The 21,608-nt window shown below is 38.0% G+C and carries 20 protein-coding genes and 1 other annotated feature; of the genes, 5 read left to right on the forward strand and 15 right to left on the reverse strand.

The genetic code is table 11. The annotated features are described in order from the left end of the window. Positions 1-138 precede the first annotated feature (138 nt). The 4 genes from H0185_RS23485 to H0185_RS23500 all read right to left on the reverse strand — a co-directional run bounded on the left by H0185_RS23485 (position 139) and on the right by H0185_RS23500 (position 3,476). Positions 139-900, reverse strand: a complete 762-nt coding sequence (locus tag H0185_RS23485) for a hypothetical protein (RefSeq protein ID WP_221875999.1) — start codon at positions 898-900, stop codon at positions 139-141. 82 nt (positions 901-982) lie between these two features. Continuing rightward, positions 983-2,098, reverse strand: a complete 1,116-nt coding sequence (locus H0185_RS23490) for a M20 metallopeptidase family protein (protein WP_221876000.1) — start codon at positions 2,096-2,098, stop codon at positions 983-985. A gap of 214 nt (positions 2,099-2,312) precedes the next feature. Continuing rightward, on the reverse strand, positions 2,313-2,789 hold the full coding sequence (locus H0185_RS23495; protein ID WP_221876001.1) for a hypothetical protein: 477 nt from the start codon (positions 2,787-2,789) through the stop codon (positions 2,313-2,315). 246 nt (positions 2,790-3,035) lie between these two features. Next, positions 3,036-3,476, reverse strand: coding sequence for a hypothetical protein (locus H0185_RS23500; protein WP_221876003.1), 441 nt, complete (start codon positions 3,474-3,476; stop codon positions 3,036-3,038). A 261-nt stretch (positions 3,477-3,737) separates the two neighbouring features. On the opposite strand from H0185_RS23500, the gene H0185_RS23505 reads away from it, so the two are divergent. Both H0185_RS23505 and H0185_RS23510 read left to right on the forward strand, forming a co-directional pair. Beyond that, the gene (locus tag H0185_RS23505) at positions 3,738-4,724 is read left to right on the forward strand and encodes a 3'-5' exoribonuclease YhaM family protein (protein ID WP_221876004.1); all 987 of its coding nucleotides are present in this window, start codon (positions 3,738-3,740) and stop codon (positions 4,722-4,724) included. 790 nt (positions 4,725-5,514) lie between these two features. Further along, positions 5,515-6,021, forward strand: coding sequence for a hypothetical protein (locus H0185_RS23510; protein WP_221876005.1), 507 nt, complete (start codon positions 5,515-5,517; stop codon positions 6,019-6,021). Between the two features lie 712 nt (positions 6,022-6,733). Here the strand turns inward: H0185_RS23510 and H0185_RS23515 are convergent. From H0185_RS23515 to tyrS, 4 genes are all read right to left on the reverse strand, one after another. Further along, positions 6,734-6,922 carry a hypothetical protein gene (locus H0185_RS23515; RefSeq protein ID WP_221876006.1) on the reverse strand — a complete coding sequence of 63 codons (189 nt, stop codon included), beginning with the start codon at positions 6,920-6,922 and terminating at the stop codon, positions 6,734-6,736. Between the two features lie 229 nt (positions 6,923-7,151). Then, complete coding sequence (locus H0185_RS23520; protein ID WP_221876024.1) at positions 7,152-7,355, reverse strand: zinc ribbon domain-containing protein; 204 nt, start codon at positions 7,353-7,355, stop codon at positions 7,152-7,154. A 133-nt stretch (positions 7,356-7,488) separates the two neighbouring features. Next, positions 7,489-8,553 (reverse strand): C45 family autoproteolytic acyltransferase/hydrolase, encoded by a 1,065-nt coding sequence (locus H0185_RS23525; RefSeq protein WP_221876008.1) that lies wholly within the window; start codon positions 8,551-8,553, stop codon positions 7,489-7,491. Between the two features lie 161 nt (positions 8,554-8,714). Further along, complete coding sequence (gene tyrS, locus H0185_RS23530) at positions 8,715-9,959, reverse strand: tyrosine--tRNA ligase (protein ID WP_221876025.1); 1,245 nt, start codon at positions 9,957-9,959, stop codon at positions 8,715-8,717. Positions 9,960-10,008: 49 nt separating this feature from the next. After that, positions 10,009-10,235 (reverse strand) — a binding site (T-box leader). A gap of 331 nt (positions 10,236-10,566) precedes the next feature. On the opposite strand from tyrS, the gene H0185_RS23535 reads away from it, so the two are divergent. After that, positions 10,567-11,004: a cell wall hydrolase gene (locus tag H0185_RS23535; RefSeq protein WP_221876010.1), complete on the forward strand. Its 438-nt coding sequence runs from the start codon at positions 10,567-10,569 to the stop codon at positions 11,002-11,004. 80 nt (positions 11,005-11,084) lie between these two features. Here H0185_RS23535 and H0185_RS23540 read toward each other — a convergent pair whose 3' ends face one another. After that, positions 11,085-11,705, reverse strand: coding sequence for a superoxide dismutase (locus tag H0185_RS23540; protein ID WP_221876011.1), 621 nt, complete (start codon positions 11,703-11,705; stop codon positions 11,085-11,087). Positions 11,706-11,972: 267 nt separating this feature from the next. On the opposite strand from H0185_RS23540, the gene H0185_RS23545 reads away from it, so the two are divergent. Next, complete coding sequence (locus H0185_RS23545) at positions 11,973-12,605, forward strand: helix-turn-helix transcriptional regulator (protein ID WP_221876012.1); 633 nt, start codon at positions 11,973-11,975, stop codon at positions 12,603-12,605. A 57-nt stretch (positions 12,606-12,662) separates the two neighbouring features. On the opposite strand, the gene H0185_RS23550 is transcribed toward H0185_RS23545, so the two are convergent. From H0185_RS23550 to H0185_RS23575, 6 genes are all read right to left on the reverse strand, one after another. After that, positions 12,663-13,190 carry a GNAT family N-acetyltransferase gene (locus H0185_RS23550; RefSeq protein WP_221876026.1) on the reverse strand — a complete coding sequence of 176 codons (528 nt, stop codon included), beginning with the start codon at positions 13,188-13,190 and terminating at the stop codon, positions 12,663-12,665. 100 nt (positions 13,191-13,290) lie between these two features. After that, positions 13,291-13,737: an AraC family transcriptional regulator gene (locus H0185_RS23555; protein WP_221876013.1), complete on the reverse strand. Its 447-nt coding sequence runs from the start codon at positions 13,735-13,737 to the stop codon at positions 13,291-13,293. 159 nt (positions 13,738-13,896) lie between these two features. Further along, positions 13,897-14,463, reverse strand: coding sequence for an NADPH-dependent FMN reductase (locus H0185_RS23560; protein ID WP_221876014.1), 567 nt, complete (start codon positions 14,461-14,463; stop codon positions 13,897-13,899). A 2-nt stretch (positions 14,464-14,465) separates the two neighbouring features. Next, positions 14,466-15,530, reverse strand: a complete 1,065-nt coding sequence (locus H0185_RS23565) for an LLM class flavin-dependent oxidoreductase (protein ID WP_221876016.1) — start codon at positions 15,528-15,530, stop codon at positions 14,466-14,468. A 901-nt stretch (positions 15,531-16,431) separates the two neighbouring features. Next, the gene (locus H0185_RS23570; RefSeq protein WP_221876017.1) at positions 16,432-18,672 is read right to left on the reverse strand and encodes an ATP-binding cassette domain-containing protein; all 2,241 of its coding nucleotides are present in this window, start codon (positions 18,670-18,672) and stop codon (positions 16,432-16,434) included. A 207-nt stretch (positions 18,673-18,879) separates the two neighbouring features. Then, a complete protein-coding gene (locus tag H0185_RS23575) occupies positions 18,880-19,353 on the reverse strand; it encodes a VOC family protein (RefSeq protein WP_221876018.1) in 474 nt (157 codons plus the stop codon). Between the two features lie 264 nt (positions 19,354-19,617). Here H0185_RS23575 and H0185_RS23580 point away from each other — a divergent pair, with 264 nt between their 5' ends. Continuing rightward, positions 19,618-21,411, forward strand: coding sequence for a M3 family oligoendopeptidase (locus H0185_RS23580; protein ID WP_221876019.1), 1,794 nt, complete (start codon positions 19,618-19,620; stop codon positions 21,409-21,411). Positions 21,412-21,608 lie beyond the last annotated feature (197 nt).

Raw genomic sequence — 21,608 nt, forward strand, 5'->3', positions numbered from 1 at the left:
CTTTCATCGGAACGAACCATTCCTTTTGAACGACGATGTTGTGAATGTGTATCACGTATCGTGTGAATACAATATATCATGGGGCGAAACCTATGTGTACCTGTAATTTTTTGTAACTTTGGGACGTTTATCCTGTTTTTACTCAACTACCAATCGTTGTTTTTCCTCATAATCTGTGAGCTTCATTTCAAGCATCTGAACGAAGTCTACTGAGTCTTCTATATAGATGTGCACCTTCGAAACTTGTTTTTTCAATCCAAAATATCCTTTATAGGTGATCGGTTTGTTAAAAATGATTTCATGTTTAAGCTCATCAGATATCCCAAATAACTTAGTGAGTACTCGTGGAAACGCAGTAACCTGGAAAACATCTTGTTCATGAATGATGCTGCCATTTTTATCATGCTTTAATCTAGCCTGTTGAATCGACGAAACATCACGAAGATGAAAAGATAACTCTCTTCTTGCACCAATTTTCATTTCTACCGTATTCTCCTTGACGAGAATCGGCGTATTTCGAACCCAATTATAGTCACCCATAATATAAAGAATGCTATAGATGTGAAGCATGGAAAAAAAGTTTGCGAACGAAGGGTCTACCTTTTTTAGATAAATATGTAAAACAAACATTTCAATGATTTGTTCATGAATAAGCGCAATAAACAACCAAAAGTACGTGGAGTTCTTATGTAATGGAAACAAACCGTCTGCACTATGATCGGTCTTTACATTCTTCCACCGGAAAAAAGAAAAATAAAGAATGGTTCGTTCTTTCAATAGAATTGCTGAATATGGGTTCTCATCGATTTTGCCTTTTTTATACATATCGTATAAATAAACAATAAAGAATACTACTAAAGTAATAAGTACAATAATAGAAATAAACAACCGAGTTTCCATAAATCCCCTCCAAACGATGTATTATCTTCATTTTACATCATTGGATGGGACTTTTAGTATAAAATATTTCCGTAATTTTCCTTTATACCTTAGCGATTCCTTTAAAAAGCTCGACGGCGGTTTCAATGAGTTCATCGCGGAAATCGTATTCAACGGTATGGATCGGTGGATACTGTTCTCCGTTTCCGATGAAAACCATGGCACCTTTTGTGAGTTTTGTATAATGACCAAAGTCTTCAGAAGCTCGAAACGCTTCTGTCATTTCCTGCAAATGGAGTCCCTTTCTACGAGATACCTCTCGAACCTTATCGATACTTTCTTTGTGGTTTACGGTTTCTGGAAAGACGTCCTGAAAAGAAAAGGTAACCTTTAGTCCGTATTTTTTTGCTTGCTCAAGTGCTAATTTTTCAATGTTATTCTGTAGCTGTTCTAATTCTTCTTGGTATAGCGCACGGATTGTTAACAATAACTGACCTTTACTTGCAGCAACACCAAAGGCTGGTTCGCCGACATCAACTTGAATCACTGTGCATAGCACCAACCCTTTGTTTTTATCTGAAGAAGTAAACTCAGGAATGCTATCGATAATCTTTGCCATTGCAAAGGCTGGGTTAACACCTGTTTCTGGTTGACTTGCATGAGCAGGAGTTCCTTCCATGTGAATACTCATCCCCTTTGAGGCACAATGCGCGGTCCCTTCAATGACTTGAACAGATTGAAATGGCATTCCGCTCATATTGTGGTAAGCAAAGATTTCGTCGATGTTGTTTTCTTTTATAAAAGAACTACATTGAATTGCGCCATCTCCTGTTTCTTCTGCATGCTGAAATAGGAAGAAGATGTTATGCTCAGCACCCTGTTGATCAACCTCCAAGGCAAAACCAGCAAGACTCGCACAATGCCCATCATGGCCACATTTATGTGAAATCCCTGGGAACTGTGAACCGTAGGGAAGATGGATTGTTTCGTCAATCGGCAGCGCATCCATATCAGCGCGGAACGCGAGATTCTTCTTCTTCTCCCCTGCACGATAAACAGCATAAAACCAAGCACCTCTATCAACTAGTTCAAGGGTTGTATGGGTTTGAAGAAATTCCATCAAATGTTGTTTTGTCCACACTTCATGATTAGAAAGCTCTGGATGCTGGTGTAAACCATGCCGTAGCTGTTTAACTAGTTCTATGTTTTTTCTTTCCATGTCTCTTTAGGCTCCTTACATAAAATGAATACCCTTAGGGGTTACCTGATCATTCGAACTCTATTAATCTAGAGCTAAAACAAATAATTCTCATAATTATAATACTATATGAATATTTATCCAACCATTTTTAGTCAAAAAAAACACACATGTCATGTGAACATGTGCGAATGTCTTTGTTCTGTTTTTATATTGAGCTTTACCTGAATTAGTTTTATAGAAAAATATCCATGCTATCTACTAAGTTATAATTTTTCGCTTCAACTAATAAATCTTCTTTAATCATTTTCGCAAGCTTCAGCCTGCTATCGTCTATGGTGCGAATGAGCTCTAGTCCCGTACTGTGTTCCATCGCTGGAAACTGCTCGATGATGATTTCTTGATATTCTGGTTCATCAATTACGCCAAGTTCAAGAAGGTCCTCTTCCCTGTCGGCCACATTTTTTGCGGCACGAATGATCGCATATAAACTAAATAATCCTGTAAAGTATTTCGGGGAACCATCAATTTTAAAGAAAATGCTGTGGCTACCTGATTTTCTAATTAAAAAAGAAGTTTGAATAAACGACTCGGCAAAAACAGTATTGCGATGTACGTTCCCAACAATTTCATACACTTTCCCTTTATGTAACCCATGAAAGTTATTTCTAAGTAATTCTTCTTTTGTTATATAATCGATTTCATCATACATGGTGGGCACCTCACTCTATTCAAATTAGTCGTACATTGAAGGAAGACCACTTTCGTACACCTTCAAATAAAACAATACTCCCCTATCTATTGCCTATCCCACCTGAGACATCTGGGGCTTCTACTAAAATAGTTTATTCATTATATTCTTTAAGATGTCTAGCTTTAACCAAAATAAACGAAATAACCATAATAAATTATTTGTTTGATTGTACCCTATTTATAAACAGTTGAAAAGAAATAACCTTCATTTATGAAGGAAAATCTTTTCAATGATCTGTGCATTCTTTTTATCAATCTTTCCATACCCCTCTTCTTCATTATTGCTGATGATTGTGGCTGTATCTTCCTCTTGATGAAACCAAATTTGGTATTCAAGTAATCTCTCGGGCATGTTCTCATCATACAGAAAAAATAAGGTAGCTTTTACATCTTCTGTTCTAGCGAGCTTAGGTTCTTGATTAGGTTCCCAGTCTATTTTCTTAAGTACTTTTTTTAATCTGTTCATATTTTCTTCATCGGTGATCATAACAGATTCATCATAGGTTCCATCAGATTTAACCACTTCAACATCTACCCTAGTCAGTTGATTTAAATTGAAGTGATTTGGAGCTAGGTTTGTACAACCACATAGCACCAAAACCATTACAGAAAGGATCCAGATGCTTTTATCCGTTTTCTTTGGCAAGAAATCAACTCCTAATAGTTGAAGCCTTTTATTCTTATTATAGTAAATGATGTACCAGCCAGATAGATTTTCTTATTCATGAGTGACAATCTTTTACGAAGATCGTTTTTACGATATAAGAAAATCTAAATCCACTCGAATAAACATGCATGTGCACGTTATCATCAAAGAATATCCACATATGGGTGTCCTATAAAGGTTTAAAAGAGATGCTCTTCATTATATAATCTGTATTAGAGAGAAAAATTGGGGGTATTCGGAATGGCAGTTACTTGCTTATTAGAACTAACACCAGGGAATTCCTTTGAGGGATTTTGCCTTGTAAAAGAGGTCAAACAAGAAAAAACAAAAAAAGGGGATCCGTACCTGAATGTGACGGTTGCCAAAAAACATAAAATGGTTGCCTGTAAACTATGGAACAATGGGTTTGGAGGAAGAACGGTTGAAGAGCTGTTAACGGTTTTCTCAAATGGTTCGATGCTGTATTTGACTGGAGTCGCTTCTGAATATAATGGACAAGTCCAGATGACCATTAACGAATTTCGTTTAGCTGAAAACGGGGAGGTAGATGTGCGTGAATATATTGAATCCGCGCCTGAATCCGTGGAAAGCATGGAAGCTGAAATTCGCTCATATATCGACGAAATCAAGATCCCAATTTTACATCAGATCACCTCTGAATTATTCGAGGATCATAAAAAGCTGTTTATGCATCATGTAGCCGCAGTGAAAATGCACCATAATTTTCGAGGTGGCCTTGCTTATCATACTCTGTCGCTTTTGCGTATTGCCAAGAATATTTGTGATCAATATGGTGAAGCTGTGAACCGGAGCAAAATGTATGCAGCGTTAACTTTGCATGATATGGGGAAAATCATTGAGATGACCAAGGATTTTACTGCGCCAGAATACACGCTGTTCGGACAATTCTTAGGGCATATCCAAATTGTAAACCAAATGATCGACCGAAAACTGGTTGGTATTCGCCATGAGCGGTCCGTTTCCATAGAAGAAGTCACCGTTGTGTATGAACTCATGAATATCATATCCAGCCACCATGGTCCACTTAGCAATGGCTGGGGAAGCACTGCAGAACCCATCACCTTAGAAGCACATCTCTGCCATATGATTGACAACATTGATGCGAAAATCAATATGATCTCCAAGGCAACCGCAGATATGCAAGAAGGTGAAATTCAAAAGGTTTGGGGACTAGGGAAATTGTATAAGCCTAGAGAAATAGAATAGCTATGGACACAGGGTCAGGCACTTAACTTTGCTGTAACATAACCTTGGCCACATGTCTTACAACAAAAAACCTCTATTTATTTATAACGTGTTCCGTTTCCTGTCGCAAACCCAAAAATACAATCGAAAATGTAGCCTAATTTGTACTGCCTTTTGTATCTGTTTTTGCGAATAAAATTTAAAACAGCTCAGTTCACTTACTGAGCTGTTTTTTAATATCCATTTTTTGTAGCTTGTTGAACACACGCCACCCGTTAGTTGAAGAAGGAATATTTTAAACATAGAGAGATAAAACTATTTAAAAAAGCAATTTAGTGGAGGAGCTATGGCATTTTCAATTTTTTTTGCATTAACAGTGATAATAAATCTTACATATGCCGTATCCAAAAAGAAACTTCATCTATTTGAAATATTCTTCATTTGGATGGTAACTAACATTATTCACCATAACTTTATGACCATCTTCGCATTGAATATGGAGATGATCAATTTTAATAGCCATTCAACTAGTTATTGGACAATGGCACTTATCAGGATCTTCCTTATTCCTGTACTTATTATTTGGTATATAGATAAAACCCAAGGGGCAAAAGACAGGAAAAATTGTATTATGCTATTTATTTTAATACCCCTATTGATAGGGATTGAATATCTAGCCAATCTTCTTAATGTATATGATTTTGTAAAATGGAATCTTTTTTATTCCATAATAGAGTGGGGTGTCATTTTACTTCTTATAAGCTATCTCTCTACTAGCTTTAGAAAAATTCTTAGAAAAGGGATGAGCTAATTGTTACCATTGCCAGAACAGTTTAACGAAAATGAATGGTTTATAATTCTTACCATTGTTTGTGGTTTCATATTGATTTTGTCCCTCCCAAAAAGATACCCTCTTGTAATTTCTATCTTATTGATTTTGTTCACTGTAACTATTGCTATTATTATGGATCACCTGATTGCAACGCCACCCTTGGATTTATATGACCTTAATGACCTTGAAAAATACGAGGTAACAGACATAATAACGTATTTGATGTATTCCCCTTATGCATTACTATGTGTGTACTTATTTGACAAGTTTGATCCAAAGGGTATTTATATTACTGCATATGTGATCCTTTGGTCTCTTTTTGCTCTAGGCTTTGAATGGTTAGCTGTGTTTTTTAATGTTTTTAAGTTTAGTGGATGGACTTTTCTTAATTCATTCGCTTTTTACCTTCTTGCTACATCCATATACATACTTTTTTTTAGATTTATTATGGACTCATTAAAAAGTAAAAAAGTCAAAGAGGTATGAAGTAAAATTTTTAAAATAGGAAGACTACAGAGTCTTCCAATAACAAGGTAAAATAGAGCAAAGATGATATCCGTCATTTTTGCTCTATTTTTATACAATCGTTTCACTATTGCTTATTCCTGCCCCGTTAGAGTGAGTACATATTTTCACAAACTTTAATTCAATTTAACATATATATCCAATTCATAATGTGCAAAAAAACCATTTTTGTATGACATTTTGGATATCAAATTGAGGGTAAATTTGTAGGGGTACAACAGCCATTGTACCCCTACAATTTGTGATGCATTTTACTATACAAATTTTTATGTATTTTCAAGACATGGCTTTAAACCAATAAAAAATGAGTGTCAATTTCATATACAAATTGGCACTCATTTTCACTTTCATTATTAATGTTTGTGATAGGAAACGGATCCGTAAATTTATTTAGAGGTTTTTTCGTCCTGTTCTTTTTGTTTTTTTCCCATCATTGCAAAAGCAATCGCACTAAATAAATCAGCGAGTACCGAAAGGATTGCTGCCATGTAACACCTACTTTTCCCCTATTCGTTTTCGTTGTTCTTTATAGCTTTATTTTACCTGAATATTCCATATTGACAAATAAGGAAATAGCAGCATTCCTTTAAGAGTAAGCCTTTCACAAAAAAGAGCCCTCTCTGGGACTCTATTCTATTTCGAGTATCCTATACAACCTTTTCTTGCTAAGGTTCTATGAAAGTCGAATTTTCCCAACCCTTCTGCGCTTCCCATCTTTCTTATGTTCCTGTTCTTTTTCGGCCGTTGATTGCATTGGAAGGGTGATAAGACCTGCTTTATACATGGCAATACTAACCACCGTGGCTAAAACCGTGCTTCCGAGTATCATCCATATGAATCTACTGCCAGCATGATGAAACATACTTCACCTCATTAACCCTTAATTGTCCATTTATATGATAAATAAAAGGGTTTTATACCTCATACGGCCCTTGGAACGATCCCTCAATTCGGACTCTACCACCCTGTTTCTTGATTCCGATATTCCTTTTGCATCATACATTCGTACCCTCTCAGACCTTATCCTATCTGCCCCATTACAAACTTACTTTTATGCAGTAGGATTTACCAAAAATCTATATGAAAACAGGCTAACTAAAAAACAAGTCAAGAATGTTCGATGAGGTGGATGACTTTTTATTATAAAACTCTGAGTACCCACAATTTTTACAATAAACAACGATAAACTGGTTGTTCTGAACATCAAACATTTTTGATAATCCAGTCCCGGTCATTGCGACTTCCTTCTGTCCTGCATCTTTGCTTCCGCATTTTAGACAACCTTGTTCAGCCATTGCGCGATCCTCTCCTTTTCTATCATGTATTACGATTCGCTTCAAAAAAAGTTCCACTTTTATCCACTCATAAACAGAATTTATTTCCCGACTGCTATTTGCCTTGAACGGCTTGGCTATCTTTCGAAACTGGTTATTTTTGATACCAATCTGCTTTTTCCATATTGAGGAAAGGAATATCTGTGTCAACTAGTCCCTCGACCCGGTCAAACCCTAGGTCTTCCCCCTTTAACCACTGGGAGAAATCGAATTTTGTGGGTTCTTGGTCTCCTCCAAGGGCAAGCCAGGCACTCATTTCTTTTGGGAAATAGGCGGAGGTATGAATCGTACCTGCCCAACTTCCATAAAGTTTTGAGAACACGCCTTGATCTGTATCGTTTAACAGGCGGAAGGCTTGTTCTCCGCTTAATCCATCTATGCGGTTATCTTCCATCGCTTGCATTCTTTTTTTCGAATCATCAAGCACACGGCGATTTTCCTCGGTCAATAGGTGAAAATGGTTGGTGCAAGATAAACCCTGCCGGACTTCAACTCTACGCGGCGATGTTTCCACAATAGAAGGCAACGCACTGTTTGTATCATATAAAACATAGCTAAAAGATCCACGATGTGGAATCTCCTTGAGAAGATCTACTGCTTCTTCGGCACTCGCACAAAGTTCAAAAATGAGTCTGCCAATCATGTGACAGATAAAGCCGTTTCCTGGACGTCTCCGATTCATAAATGTATAGCCCATGCTGAGGCCTTTTTCGTTTAACCCATCACTTCGTCCGGTGATTTTTTGCGTAAAACCACAAGTCGCATAACCGCCATCACTTGGTTGGTAAATTACGAAACGCCCATCATACGTTTTTGGGTGATAATCATAATTGCGTATCATATACCCATTTCCAACGTAAATCGAACAACCTGATGGAAGGATGTTCACCCTGTACCCACCAAATTCCAACAACACCTTTTCCATCGGCCATTCTAAAGCATCCTGCAGACCTAAGAATTCCTCCCAAATAAACGGTGCCAGCTTCTTGAAAACATGTTGTGTCTCTTCAAGATCAATGTTAAAAAGCGGTTTTCGCACTTTCCATTGTCGTTCGCGATTCTGGACAAGGATTGAATCTTTGATTAATTTTCCCTGGTGAAATCCAAAATCATAATGTGTCCCACGAAATTGAATCACATCTGCATAAATCTGTTTCATCGTTGTACTCCTCCATTTGCTACATTATTACTAGCATACTTTGAATGAACGGAAAAATAAAGGAATGGAGGAGGCAGGTTCTGACCATGTAATAGTAGGAATCCTTCTTAAAAAGAAAGGGCCCCCTTTTGATAGTAAAAAGGAGGCTCCGTAGTTGTGTCTTATAACGTAATCTTGATGAATTTACGTTTCCCCACTTGAACGATTAACCCTTCAGTCAATGTACACTTTCCTTTTGGGTCCTCTACTGTCGTTCCATTCAGTTTTACGCCTCTGTTTTCAATCATTCTTCTTGCTTCACTTTTTGACTGAAACAATTGCAAACCAACAAGAAACTCAATGATGCCAATTTCTGAAGCTCCCTCCCACTTTACTACAGGGATGTCTTCCGGCATGGCGCCTTTTTGGAACACAGAGATAAAATGCTGTTGTGCTTTTTCTGCTTCTTCAGCTCCGTGGTACATACGAACAATCGTCTTCCCTAATAACATTTTCGCGTCCCGTGGATGTAGCGTGCCCGTCTCTAGCTGTTCTTTCAACTGTTGAATTTGGTCTGGAGTAAAATCGGTAATCAATTCAAAGTATTTAACCATTAACTCATCTGGAATCGACATGGCTTTCCCGTACATTTCTTCTGGTTGTTCATCTATTCCAATGTAGTTATGCTTGGATTTAGACATTTTTTCAACCCCATCAAGTCCTTCTAATAAAGGCATTAATAAGGCAACTTGCTTTTCTTTTCCAAACTTTTCTTGAAAATGTCGTCCCATTAAAATATTAAAATGCTGATCTGTTCCCCCTAGCTCGATATCGCATTCTAACATGACTGAATCGTATCCCTGCATTAACGGGTAGAAAAATTCATGAAGTGAAATAGGTTTTCCATGGGAAATTCTATCTTCGAAATCATCTCTTTCTAACAATCTTGCTACCGTTATTTTGCCTGCTAGTTGGATGACATCTTCAAAATTTAATTTTGATAACCATTTAGAGTTATAGTGTAACTCTACTTTTTCCATATCAATGATTTTCGCAAATTGTTCGAAGTAGGTTTTAGCATTATGCTTTACTTCTTCATCGGTTAATTGTTTTCTAGCCACAGATTTTCCTGTTGGATCGCCTATTTTCCCCGTAAAATCACCGATAATTAGTTGGATAATATGACCATTCTCTTGAAATTGCCTCATTTTGTTCAAAACGACGGTATGACCCAGATGGACATCTGGAGCAGAGGGGTCTAAGCCTAGTTTTATTTTTAATGGCTTATTTTCCAATATGGACTTGGCTATTTTGTTTTCTAATTCTACAGTTGGAATGATTTCTTGAACACCTTGAGTGTATATGGCCATCTGTCTCTTCACTTCTATTTGTTGGGCCTCATTTAATGTTGGTTTTACATTAGTCATCATTCTTCCTCCTCCTAAAATAAATAAAAAAAACCACATCCCTGTAAAAAACAGGGACGTGGTTTAACTTTTGCACGCGGTACCACCCTAATTGAAGGAAACATTCCTTCCACTCAACGATTAACGGCTCGTCCGTTCTTTGCTATTTTTACTCTATTTCGCAAAGAAAGCTCAGGGACTGTAATTCATCGTTGTCTGTGTATCGATTTTCACCAACCATCGATTCTCTGTGAACAGGGAGACAACAATTACTGGCTTTCCCATCATTGCTTATTCAATATGTTATTTTAAAACTGATTGTCGAGAATAGCTTTTCTTAGTGAAATTGTCATCCTTTTTTGTTCCTCGATTAATCATGGTTGAGAAACGGATGGAAACCCTAATAGCTAGCTGTTCTTACGCATAAATTGGCTTTAGTCTTTACAAACACAGTCTTTAATTATCATAATCATTTTTAGCTTTGAAACGATACTATCAAATGGTTTTAATAAACGCAAGCGAAATTTTTCAGATATCATTGTAATTTTGCACGTCCACTTTGAATTAATTAGCCAAAACCTACATGTTTGGTGGCTTTCCTCATACAATTCTTTTAGAGGTGATGTAAATGGGGAGAGTAAAGTATACAGATACTGACGTTAGTCTAGTGGCGAGAATGCTAAGGGCCGAAGCCGAGGGTGAAGGGAAAATGGGAATGTTAATGGTTGGAAACGTGATTGTGAATCGTACTGCAGCAGATTGTTTAGATTTCAAGGACCTAAGAACCATTTCCCAAGTCATTTTCCATGTTCAAGGAGGCAATTATTCTTTTGAAGCTGTCCAAAAAGGCAATGTCTTTTACAACAGAGCCAGGACTGCAGAAAAACGATTAGCGAAGCAAACCTTAGACTTTTGGCGAGAGCATCCATCAAAATTCGCTCTTTGGTACTTTAATCCGTATGGTCCCTGCCCTCCAACTTGGTACGACCAACCATTTTCAGGACAATTTAAGCAACATTGTTATTATGAACCAAAGGCTAATACATGTGATAGTGTTTATAGATAATAAAAAAATCCCCACTTTGTGCGAGGATTTTGCCGAAAGGAACTCTCATTCCTTTCGGCTTTTTTTACACTTTTATAAACTTAGCTTAAAGCATTTTCATACTTACTTGAAACAGCTTCCCAGTTGATAATATTGAAGAAGCTTGCGATATAATCTGGTCTTCTGTTTTGATAGTTTAGGTAATATGCATGCTCCCAAACGTCTAATCCAAGGACTGCTACTTTTCCATCCATAATTGGATTGTCTTGGTTTGCAGTGCTTGTTACTTCAACAGAACCATCTTCATTTGCAATCAACCAAGCCCAGCCTGAACCAAAGCGAGTGGTTGCTGCTTTTGTAAATTCTTGTTTAAAAGCTTCAAAGCTTCCAAATGCTTTTTCAATTGCTTCTGCTAGTTTTCCAGTAGGAGCATTGTTTTCTGTTGCTGGTGCAATTACTTCCCAGAATAGAGAATGATTTAAGTGACCGCCGCCATTGTTTCGAACGGCTGTACGGATCGCTTCAGGAACTTCATCAAGATTGCTTAGCAACTCTTCCAAAGATTTTTCTTGAAGTTCTGCTTTTCCTTCAAGGGCAGCGTTTAAGTTGTTTACATACGTTTGGTGATGCTTACCATAATGGATTTCCATTGTTGTTTGATCAATATTAGGCTCTAATGCATTAAAATCGTATGCTAGTTTTGGTAATGAATATGTAGTCATTTATTTTCCCTCCAGTAGATTACTACCTTTCTATACTTAAGAGTATAAAAAGTATATTTTTACAATAACTCATAGAATTGGATTAAGCAATTGTTTTGCTTCTAGAATCAGGAAAATATTATCTATTCACTTTGCTGAATGCGTGAGATGCCTTTTCTTTCCCCTTTTTATACAATGTAGTATACTTAATGAACGTATATACGGACACACAACATATAGCAATGCTAGTTTTACAGACAGACGAAGACAGAATCGAGGTGACTTTTGTTGCTTACTACCAAAACCAGTACAAAAGACCGTATTTTAGATTTACTGAAAAAGGAAGTTTCGTTGTCAGTAAATGATTTTACAGAACAATTACAGATTACACATATGGCCGTGCGAAAGCATCTAGCAACCTTAGAAAAAGATGGACTGATCCTCTCGGTAGAAAGGAAACAACCGATGGGGCGTCCACTTCAACTATACTCATTAACTCAAAAGGGCGAGAAAGTCTTCCCCAAAAACTATGAAGGAATTACACTGGAATTCCTTAAAGATATCGAAGAAATTCATGGCGAAGATTCCATCCATCTTCTTTTCAAGAAAAGAGAAGACCGACTGACTACTGAATATTCTACTAGACTTAAAACCAAATCACTGCCGGAGAGACTCAATGAAATCGTCCAAATCCAAAATGAAAAAGGCTATATGGCAAGTGCCAGTCAGATTGATGAGCACTCTTTTGAACTGATCGAATTTAACTGCCCTATTTATTCTGTTGCCCAAGAATACAAGATGGCGTGTCACTGTGAAACAGAAATGTTTAAAAAGGTCGTAGGCACCGACCAAGTACAAAGAACCACTTGTAAAACCGACGGAGACAACCATTGTAAATTTGTTTTTACATTCAAATCGTAACAAACAAAACTCGCCACAGAATTGGCGAGTTTTTTGTATGAAATATACTATGATTGTTCACTCGTTAAAGGATTTATTGGACGTGGTTATACACTTTTGATATTTGCTGTGTCCATCTGTTACACCAACAAATTCAAATTTATTATTCTTATAAAAGGAATTTAACTTTTTATTGTCTCCTACACAATCTAGTTTAAGATAGTTTTTATCCCTGACATTGTTTTGTATCCAAGCCAGAATCCTACTCCCTAACCCTTTCTTCATATATGTGGGTTTCACTGCTAGTCTATGTAGGTAAAGCGAATTAGCGGAAACGTCGTCTCCCCAAATATGCTGATCCCAATCACTAGGTTTAGATAAAAGGGTAAAGGTTGCCACTAGATGATGATCTTTCAAGACCATATAGGTTTCCTGATTCGATATGGCTTGTTCGATTTCTTCATCATCACCACCTTCTAATAGAAACATCCACTGGTTGATATCATGTTCTTTCAGCCAAAGAGCTACCTGTTTTAACATGGTAATAATTTTTGTGCTATCGTCATCCGTAGCCATTTTTATCGTAAAACCTTCATTGAATTCCATGTTCATTTATGTACCTCCTTGTTTTCTAATTTATATAGACTCTAAACAACAATGGAAAAATGGTTGTGGACGCAAAACAAGCACATTGTTAATTTGCCTTTTAGACTTGAATGGGTAAAAAAATCTGTACTTCTTCACCTCCTCCTGCCATAGGGTGATAGGTCTCGATAATATAAGATTCCAAATCCCGTTGATACCCTTGTTCATTGGCCCAATTCACTAGACTCAAATGAAGTTCTCCCAAATTTAATATATTCCCTCTTGTAGTGATGTACCTTTCATTTGTTTCCAAATACTCCATTCCAGTTGGTACTGTGCTTGGTTTTTCCATCACGATTAATCCTACATAATATTGACCAATTTTATGTTCCTCATCTTTTTTAGGCTCAAATAAGGCAATTTCCGTTTCGGTTGGATGTAAGATTTCGTTTGATCGGCTTACTAGTTGTTTGGCAAGCAAAGGAACCTCTTTACCAAAGTTAATAAACTCTCCACTCCCTTTTAACCCAACCGTTTTAAACTCTTTGTTAACCATTAGAAACGACATCTTACCCTCTCCTATTTCATAAAAGTTCAATGATACAATTATTCAACAAAAAATCCTTACTTCCTGTAAGAAAGTAAGGATTTGAATGCTGGTTTATACAGCTGTTAGTCACTAAATAATTGGTTGGTGATACCTTCCTATTCCATTCCAGCACCCTGGTTAAAAATCATATTCTGCTTCTTTCTTTTCTCGAATTTCTGTGAAGGTTTCCATTAATACAATCGTATCTTCTACCAACCGCTCAATTCGAAACAGCACATCGTGGTTAGTAATTTCTTTTCGGTAAAAGTCAGCTTCCTCAATAAACACATAGGTTTGAACAATTTGTGCCTTCATGTAAGCTAAAATTGGTTTCAGTTGTTGCTCCGCAATCAGATAATGTTTGGCAGAGCCTGCAGTGACAAGGATGCTGACCACCTTATCGCGAAACGCATTTTGCGGCAATAGATCAAAAATGTTTTTTAACGTTGCGGGAATCGATGCTTGGAAAATCGGGGTGCCGATAATAATCGCATCTGCTTCCATTAACGTTTTGGTAACATACCCAGTATCTCCTTCATATTCCAAATAATTTCGACCGTCACTAAACTGAATTTCATAGTCAGCTAAATCAAGTAAGGTTACCTCGACATCCGGGTATTTATCAGACATTTTTTGAACAGTATAATTCATCGCTGTTCTCGTTTTTGAGCCCACCTTTGAGCCTGATAGCGCAACAATCTTCATGTTTATGCCTCCGCCTTTTTGGTGTATTTTTTAATGGCTGGTAAAATTTCGTTTCCAATGATCTCGATGTTTTTCATTAACCGTTCAAATGGGACTCCACCAAAATCAATTTGGGCTATATAGCGCTGATGACCAAACAGTTCATGTTGATAGAGTATCTTTTCAATGATTTGTTGCGGACTGCCGACATTCATAATATTGTGAGGATCGATGCCCTGCGCGAAATGCTGTTTTGGAAATCCTGCTCCGTTTGTTTTCTTCATTCCTTCGTTAATATGTGGATACATATCTTTAAGAGCCTGCTGTGAAGTTTCCGCTGCATAAAAGAAACCAGCTGTCGCAACAGGCAATTCAGCGGGATCAAACCCTCTCGTTTTTGCTGCCTCCCGATAGGCATCGATGGTCCGTTTGAAAACAGAAGCCGGACCACCTAAGTGTGCCATGAACATCGGGGCACCCGCATAGCCTGCTTTTATCGCACTAGCTGGAGTCCCTCCAACAGCTCGCCAAATTGGAATAAATCCTTTTTGTGGACGAGGGATCACTCTAGCATTTCTTAAGGAAGCACGATACTCCCCACTCCAATTCACCACTTCTTCTTCATTGATTTTCATCAACAACTCAAACTTTTCTTCAAATAATTCTTCATAATCACGAAGGTCATAGCCTAAGAGTTCAAAAAGGCCAACTCTTGAGGCACGCCCGGCGATAATTTCAGCACGTCCCTTTGAGATTAAGTCAATCGTCGAGAAATCTTCATACACACGTACTGGATCGGACGTGCTAATTATCGTTGATGAGCTACCTATTTTTATATTGTTGGTTGCTTGCGCAATCGCGGATAGAACTACAGAATGTGCTTGGGTAACAAAATAATCTTGGTGACTCTCGCCTACACTAAAAAAATCTAGCCCCGCTTGATCGGCTAGCTTGGCGTATTCGATAAGTTCATGAACCCGTTGTTCTGCTGAAATGCGTTCTCCTGTTAGCGGATTTGGCAGATGATCGCCCAATGTATAAATGCCAAACTCTAATCCTTTAGAAGGATCAATCCCGTATTTTTTCAAACGTTTCACCTTGTTTCTATGTTTTTTTCTGTTATTTATCGCAAACCTAGTTAGTAATAACTTGTTAGGTGCATAGTTCTTACATAGACCCTATCGTTCTTATCGCTCCATATTTTACCTTGCGCCTAACACAATCATTTATGCTTACCCTTTTTTACTAGCAAACAAATCCTGTAAATGATCATACGTTCAAATGGGTGTTGGTGCAATTAATTAGCTTAAGCAAGTCCTTTATAAACTCGTTTTTTCTACGCTCTGTTTGAACCTCATACCTTATTCGGACTTTAATTTCATTTTTCTGCCTTTCCCTGTCCGAACCCACACCTCATTCGGACTCTACTTTCATTTTTCTACTTTCCTCTGTCCGAACCCACACCTCATTCGGACTCTATTTTCATTTTTCTGCCTTGCTCTGTCCGAACCCACACCTCATTCGGACTCTATTTTCATTTTTTTACCTACCTCTGTCCGAACTCACACCTCATTCGGACTCTACTTTCATTTTTCTGCCTTGCTCTGTCCGAACCCGCACCTCATTCGGACTCTATTTTCATTTTTCTGCCTTTCCTCTGTCCGAACTCACACCTCATTCGGACTCTATTTTCATTTTTCTGCCTTCCTCTGTCCGAACCCACACCTCATTCGGACTCTACTTTCATTTTTCTACCTTCCTCTGTCCGAACCCGCACCTCATTCGGACTCTATTTTCATTTTTCTGCCTTGCTCTGTCCGAACCCACACCTTAATCGAAAAATTTCAGTGTCCGGTCATTTTCAAGCTACACTCTCTCTGTTTATAAAGCGTCTTTTTTAATTAGACTGCCGCTCCTGTTCTTTTAAAAATTGCGGGAGCATAAAACAAAAATGCCTGCCCCTAGAATTAGGAGCAGGCATTCATTCTATTATATATACTGTGCTGTTACCGATTGCTCACAATTCTTTAGACCAGCTGGCGGACCTTCATATAAGATTTCTCCACCACCAGTACCACCGTCTGGTCCTAAATCGATAATCCAATCACTATTTCGAATAACATCTAGATTGTGTTCGATGACCATGACGGTATTGCCCTTTTCTACTAATTTTTCAATAATAAGTAAAATATTCGAGACATCAGAAAGATGCAAACCTGTTGTTGGTTCATCTAAAATATAGATATTGCCCTTCTTATTTAGCTCTTTTGCGAGTTTCAGTCGTTGACTTTCTCCACCAGATAAGGTATTTAGCGGTTGTCCTAAAGACAGATATCCAAGTCCAACGGTCGCCATGCTTTTCAGTTGTCTCTGGACGTCTTTAGCTTCAAAAAACTCCACCGCCTCCGCGACAGACATCTCCATAATGTCGACAATATTTTTTCCCTTATAGAGAAATTGAAGCACTTCGTCTTTGTAACGGTTGCCTTTGCATTCGCTACATTCCATTTCCATTTTATCCATAAACGATAAATTAAGCTCAATCGTGCCTGTTCCTCCACATGTTTCACAGGCTCCTTTAGAGTTATAGCTGAATAACCCAGCTTCCACTTGGTTCGCATCAGCAAACGCTTTTCGAATCGAATTCATAATTCCTGAAAAAGTGGCCGGATTGGAACGGATGTTGCCGTTTACTGGGCTTTGGTCCATTCGAATGGCCTCTGGATACTCTTTCGCAAATACTTCATTTACAAGCGTACTTTTACCAGAACCTGCTACGCCAGTAATAACTGTAAATACACCCTTCGGTACACGTAAGCTGACATTTTTTAAATTATGCAAGCTACTTTTTTTACTTTCCAAAAACTCATGAACTTTTCTGGGATTTGAATTGATTTCCATTTTCTTGGTTAAATACTGTGCAGTGAGGGTATCAGAAGACAATAGTCCCTGGTAACTTCCGCTAAACATAATCTCTCCACCATTAGCACCCGCATGTGGACCCACATCAATGATATGGTCAGCAATTTGGATTACATCTGGGTCATGCTCCACGACTAGTATCGTATTCCCTTTATCACGCAACCGAACTAATAACTCATTTAACCGGTATACATCGCGGGGATGAAGACCGGTGCTTGGTTCATCAAATATGTACATTAATCCCGTCAAGTTGCTCGATAAGTATTTCACCATCTTAACCCTTTGCGACTCACCTCCTGATAAAGTTGGCGTCTCCCTTGTTAAGGTTAAATAACTCAAGCCAATATCACAAAGATTTTTAACACGTTCTAGAATCCCAGCTACAATCGGTTTCGCACCTAGTTCATCGAATGTTTGAAGAACATTCTGGAGCTCATCCAGCTGCATCGCGGTCAGGTCATAAATGGAGTATCCCTTGATTTTAGAAGACATAACCTTCTCATTGTAGCGTGTCCCATCGCAGCTCGGGCATGTCCCAGTTGTGGTAAACTCTTTAAGCTTCTTCTCAGCGGCTTTCGATGTATCTTTATCACGATTGACATTCTGGCGCATGAATTTTACAGCCAAGCCTTCGTAGGTGCTATTCATTTCTCCGCCTAGATAAGTGACAACGACTTTTTCCTCTTGGGCATAAACCAGCTTATCAAATTCTTCTTTTGTGTACTCTTTGATTTTTTTATCTTTGTCGAAGAACCCAGATTCGGCGTATGCTTTCCATTGCCAAGTTCCTGGGCCAAACCCTGGGAGTAAAATCGCTCCTTCATTTAAGGACTTTTCCTTATCTAGTGCAGCATCCAGGTTTAAGGTAATGGTTCTCCCTATCCCTTCACAATGTGGGCACATTCCAATCGGGTCATTGAAAGAATAAGCATTACTATACCCAATCTGTGGTTGTGCAAAGCGGGAAAAGAGCAGTCGCAACAGAGAGTTAATATCTGTCGCCGTCCCAAGGGTCGATCTTGCATTTCCACCAAGCCGTTTCTGATCAACCACGATCGCGGTAGATAGATTATTCATTTCATCCGCTTCAGGTCGCTTGTATTTCGGCAGAAACTGGCGGGCAAAACTACTGAACGTCTCATTTAACTGACGTCCTGCTTCCTGAGCAATCGTATCAAACACAATGGATGATTTCCCTGAGCCAGATACCCCTGTAAAAATCGTAATCTTTCCCTTTGGAATTTCTACATGAATATTTTTCAGGTTGTTCTCTCTTCCGTTTACCACTTCAATAAATTCCTGTGTCATTCATTTTCATCTCCTTTTCAGAAAGAGTTTCGTTTTCCTGAGATGAGGATTTTGTCCCAGTTTTAGTTCTAGACTGCTTGAGAGCATAGAAGCTATATGTATAAAGAAGGAATGCTAAGATATAAAGATATTTCAAAACTCTTTCATTTTTTACCACCAAAAATTTAGTTTAATATACACCCTTTGAAAAAACCAGTTTAATTATGGTTATCCTTCATATGCTTGTTTTAAAGCCTCCATATCAATTTTCGTCTTCATTTTTTGGAGTGCCTTCATGACCCTTTCCGCTTTACTAGAGTCTTCATCACTCATCATTTCGTTAAGTGTAGCAGGAATCACTTGCCAAGATACGCCGAACTGATCTTTCAACCATCCACAAACTTGGGCTTTTTCATCTCCACCTTCAGAGAGTTTGTCCCAATAATCATCCAACTCTTCCTGTGTTTCACAATGGATGATAAACGAGATGGCTTCGGTAAATTTATATTTTGGCCCTCCGTTTAAGCCTACAAATTTTTGTCCTTCTAATTCAAATTCAACAGTCATAACTTTTTCATTCCCATAGCGAGTAATCCTATTAATCTTTGAATTGTTAAAAATGGAGGTGTAAAACTTAGCAGCCTCTTCTGCTTCATGATCAAACCATAAATTTGTTGTGATTTTTTGTAGTTTATTTTGCATATTATCCACTCCTATCCAACCAGTATAACCATTTATCCCTCTTTACTAAAACTCTCTAACGTATGAAGGTTAGTTACATTCTTAGATAGCTCTTGACGATGAATCACCTTTTAGGCTACTTGTACCTCTTCTCTCCTTATCATAATGTATTCAGATGAATTTTAAAGCACTTTCCAGGGTTCTGGTTAAGTCCTTACAATGGCTTGAAAATTAAAACTATTCTATACTTGTTTATAATACATACTTTTAGGAGGTATAACTACGATGGAAACCAAAATAAGCGAGAATTGGGACCTTGATTCCCTTTATAAAGGTGGAAAAGCGTCGACTAAATTAGAAGAGACTATCTTACAGTTAAAGGATGAACTAGTAGTTTTACAGAAAGAATTACATACGTACAAAGGCTTAGAGGATGGGGGCGATTTAGTTGAATATTTGATAAAGGTACAAGAATACAAGCTTGCAGCTTTTGAACTAGATGAATTCTTAATCTGCTTATATTCCGTGAATGTTAACGATCCTGATGTATCTAAATTAATCGAGGAGAGTTCAACGCTAAAAGCAGGCTTGGAATCCTTGTTGATTGACGTTGATCAAGTGTTAGCCAACCTTTCGTATTCACAGTGGCATGCGCTAATGCAACACAAGGAAATACAAAAAGTTCAGTTCTATTTAGAAGAACGGAAACAAAGAGTGGCGAACAAACTGCCTCTTGAAATCGAAAAAATCATCAATGCGCTCTCTGTCAATGGATTTATTGGCTGGGAGGACCATTATGAGCAACTGATGGGCGAACTTCGCTTCACTGTTGAGAAGGACGGGGAATTAGAGGAAATGTCGATTGGGCAGGCGCTAAGCTATGCGGCTTTTTCAAGTAACCCCTCCATCCGGCAAAAAACTGGTCAAGTAGTCGTCAAGGGATTAGCCGAAAAAGCAGATTCTTTTGCCTCCATCCTCAATCGAATCATAGGTTTCCGATTGGATGTTTATAAACAACGTGGTTGGAACAATGTTTTAAAGGAATCGATGGAACAGAACCGGGTGAACGAAACTAGTGTACACGCCATGCTCTCGAGTATAAAAGAAAATAGAGAGATTGCACATACCTTTTATAAGCGGAAAGCACAAGTGATGAAGATTGATAAGTTAGCTTGGTATGATACTGAAAGCCCTAGCTTCCATTCTAGTAAAATCATTCCCTATGACGAAGCCGCAAAGATTGTAATCAATCAATTCTATCAATTCAGTGAAAAACTAGGGCAATTTGCTGAAAGAGCGTTTCATGAAGGCTGGATTGAAGCGGAGGATCGTAAAGGAAAAATGCATGGTGGGTTTTGTGCCTACATGCCAATAAAAAAAGAAAGTCGAATCTTTTTAACCTATACCGGAAGTTACCAAGATATTGTCACGATTGCCCATGAACTTGGCCATGCTTACCATAACTTTATCTTGCAGGATGAGCCAGCGTTCGCACAGGAAGTGAGTACTAGCATGGCTGAAACAGCTTCCACTTTTGCTGAAAATTTGGTATTAGATGCTGCCATTGCACAGGCTCAAACCTTGGAAGAGAAATTATTTTTATTAGAAACCAAAATTTTAAATGGCTTGAAATATCAAGTCATGGTACCAGGGATGTTTGAGTTCGAACAAAAACTGTATGAACTAAGAAAACGAGGAAGTATCACTGCAGAAGACATTTCAGGTATTATGGCCAACATGTTCAAGGAATTTTATGGGGAGGCTTTAGCGGAAAATAATCCTTACCTTTGGATGACCATTCCTCAAATTTTTAGTACGGAACTAGCCTTTTACAATATCCCGTATACCATTGGGTATTTATTCAGTAACGGAATTTATGCGCAAGCAAAAGAGCAAGGCGAGTCATTCCTAGAACAATACGATTCCCTATTGCAGAACACAGGAAAAATGAATGTTGAAACATTAGCTGCAACGTATCTCAATCAAGACCTTGGCGAGAGGAAATTCTGGGATGCCTCCCTTCAACCAACTATTGAAGCAATTCATGAGTATCTTAGATTAACAGAAGAGTTCATTTAATAGAAGGACGATTATCCCTAGGAGAGATTTAAGATTTTGCATATTTATTATGAATAGCTTCCTTAACCCAAGAAGGCTATTCGTTATGTTTGCACACGAGATTAAATAACAGTGATACTAAAAAAATAACATAAAAAAGAACAACCTTTAATCGGTTGTTCTTCGTTTTGCCTGGCAACGTCCTACTCTCACAGGGG

The sequence above is a fragment of the Mesobacillus maritimus genome (assembly GCF_019749255.1).
In the GTDB taxonomy this organism is placed as follows: Bacteria; Bacillota; Bacilli; order Bacillales; family Cytobacillaceae; genus Mesobacillus_B; species Mesobacillus_B maritimus_A.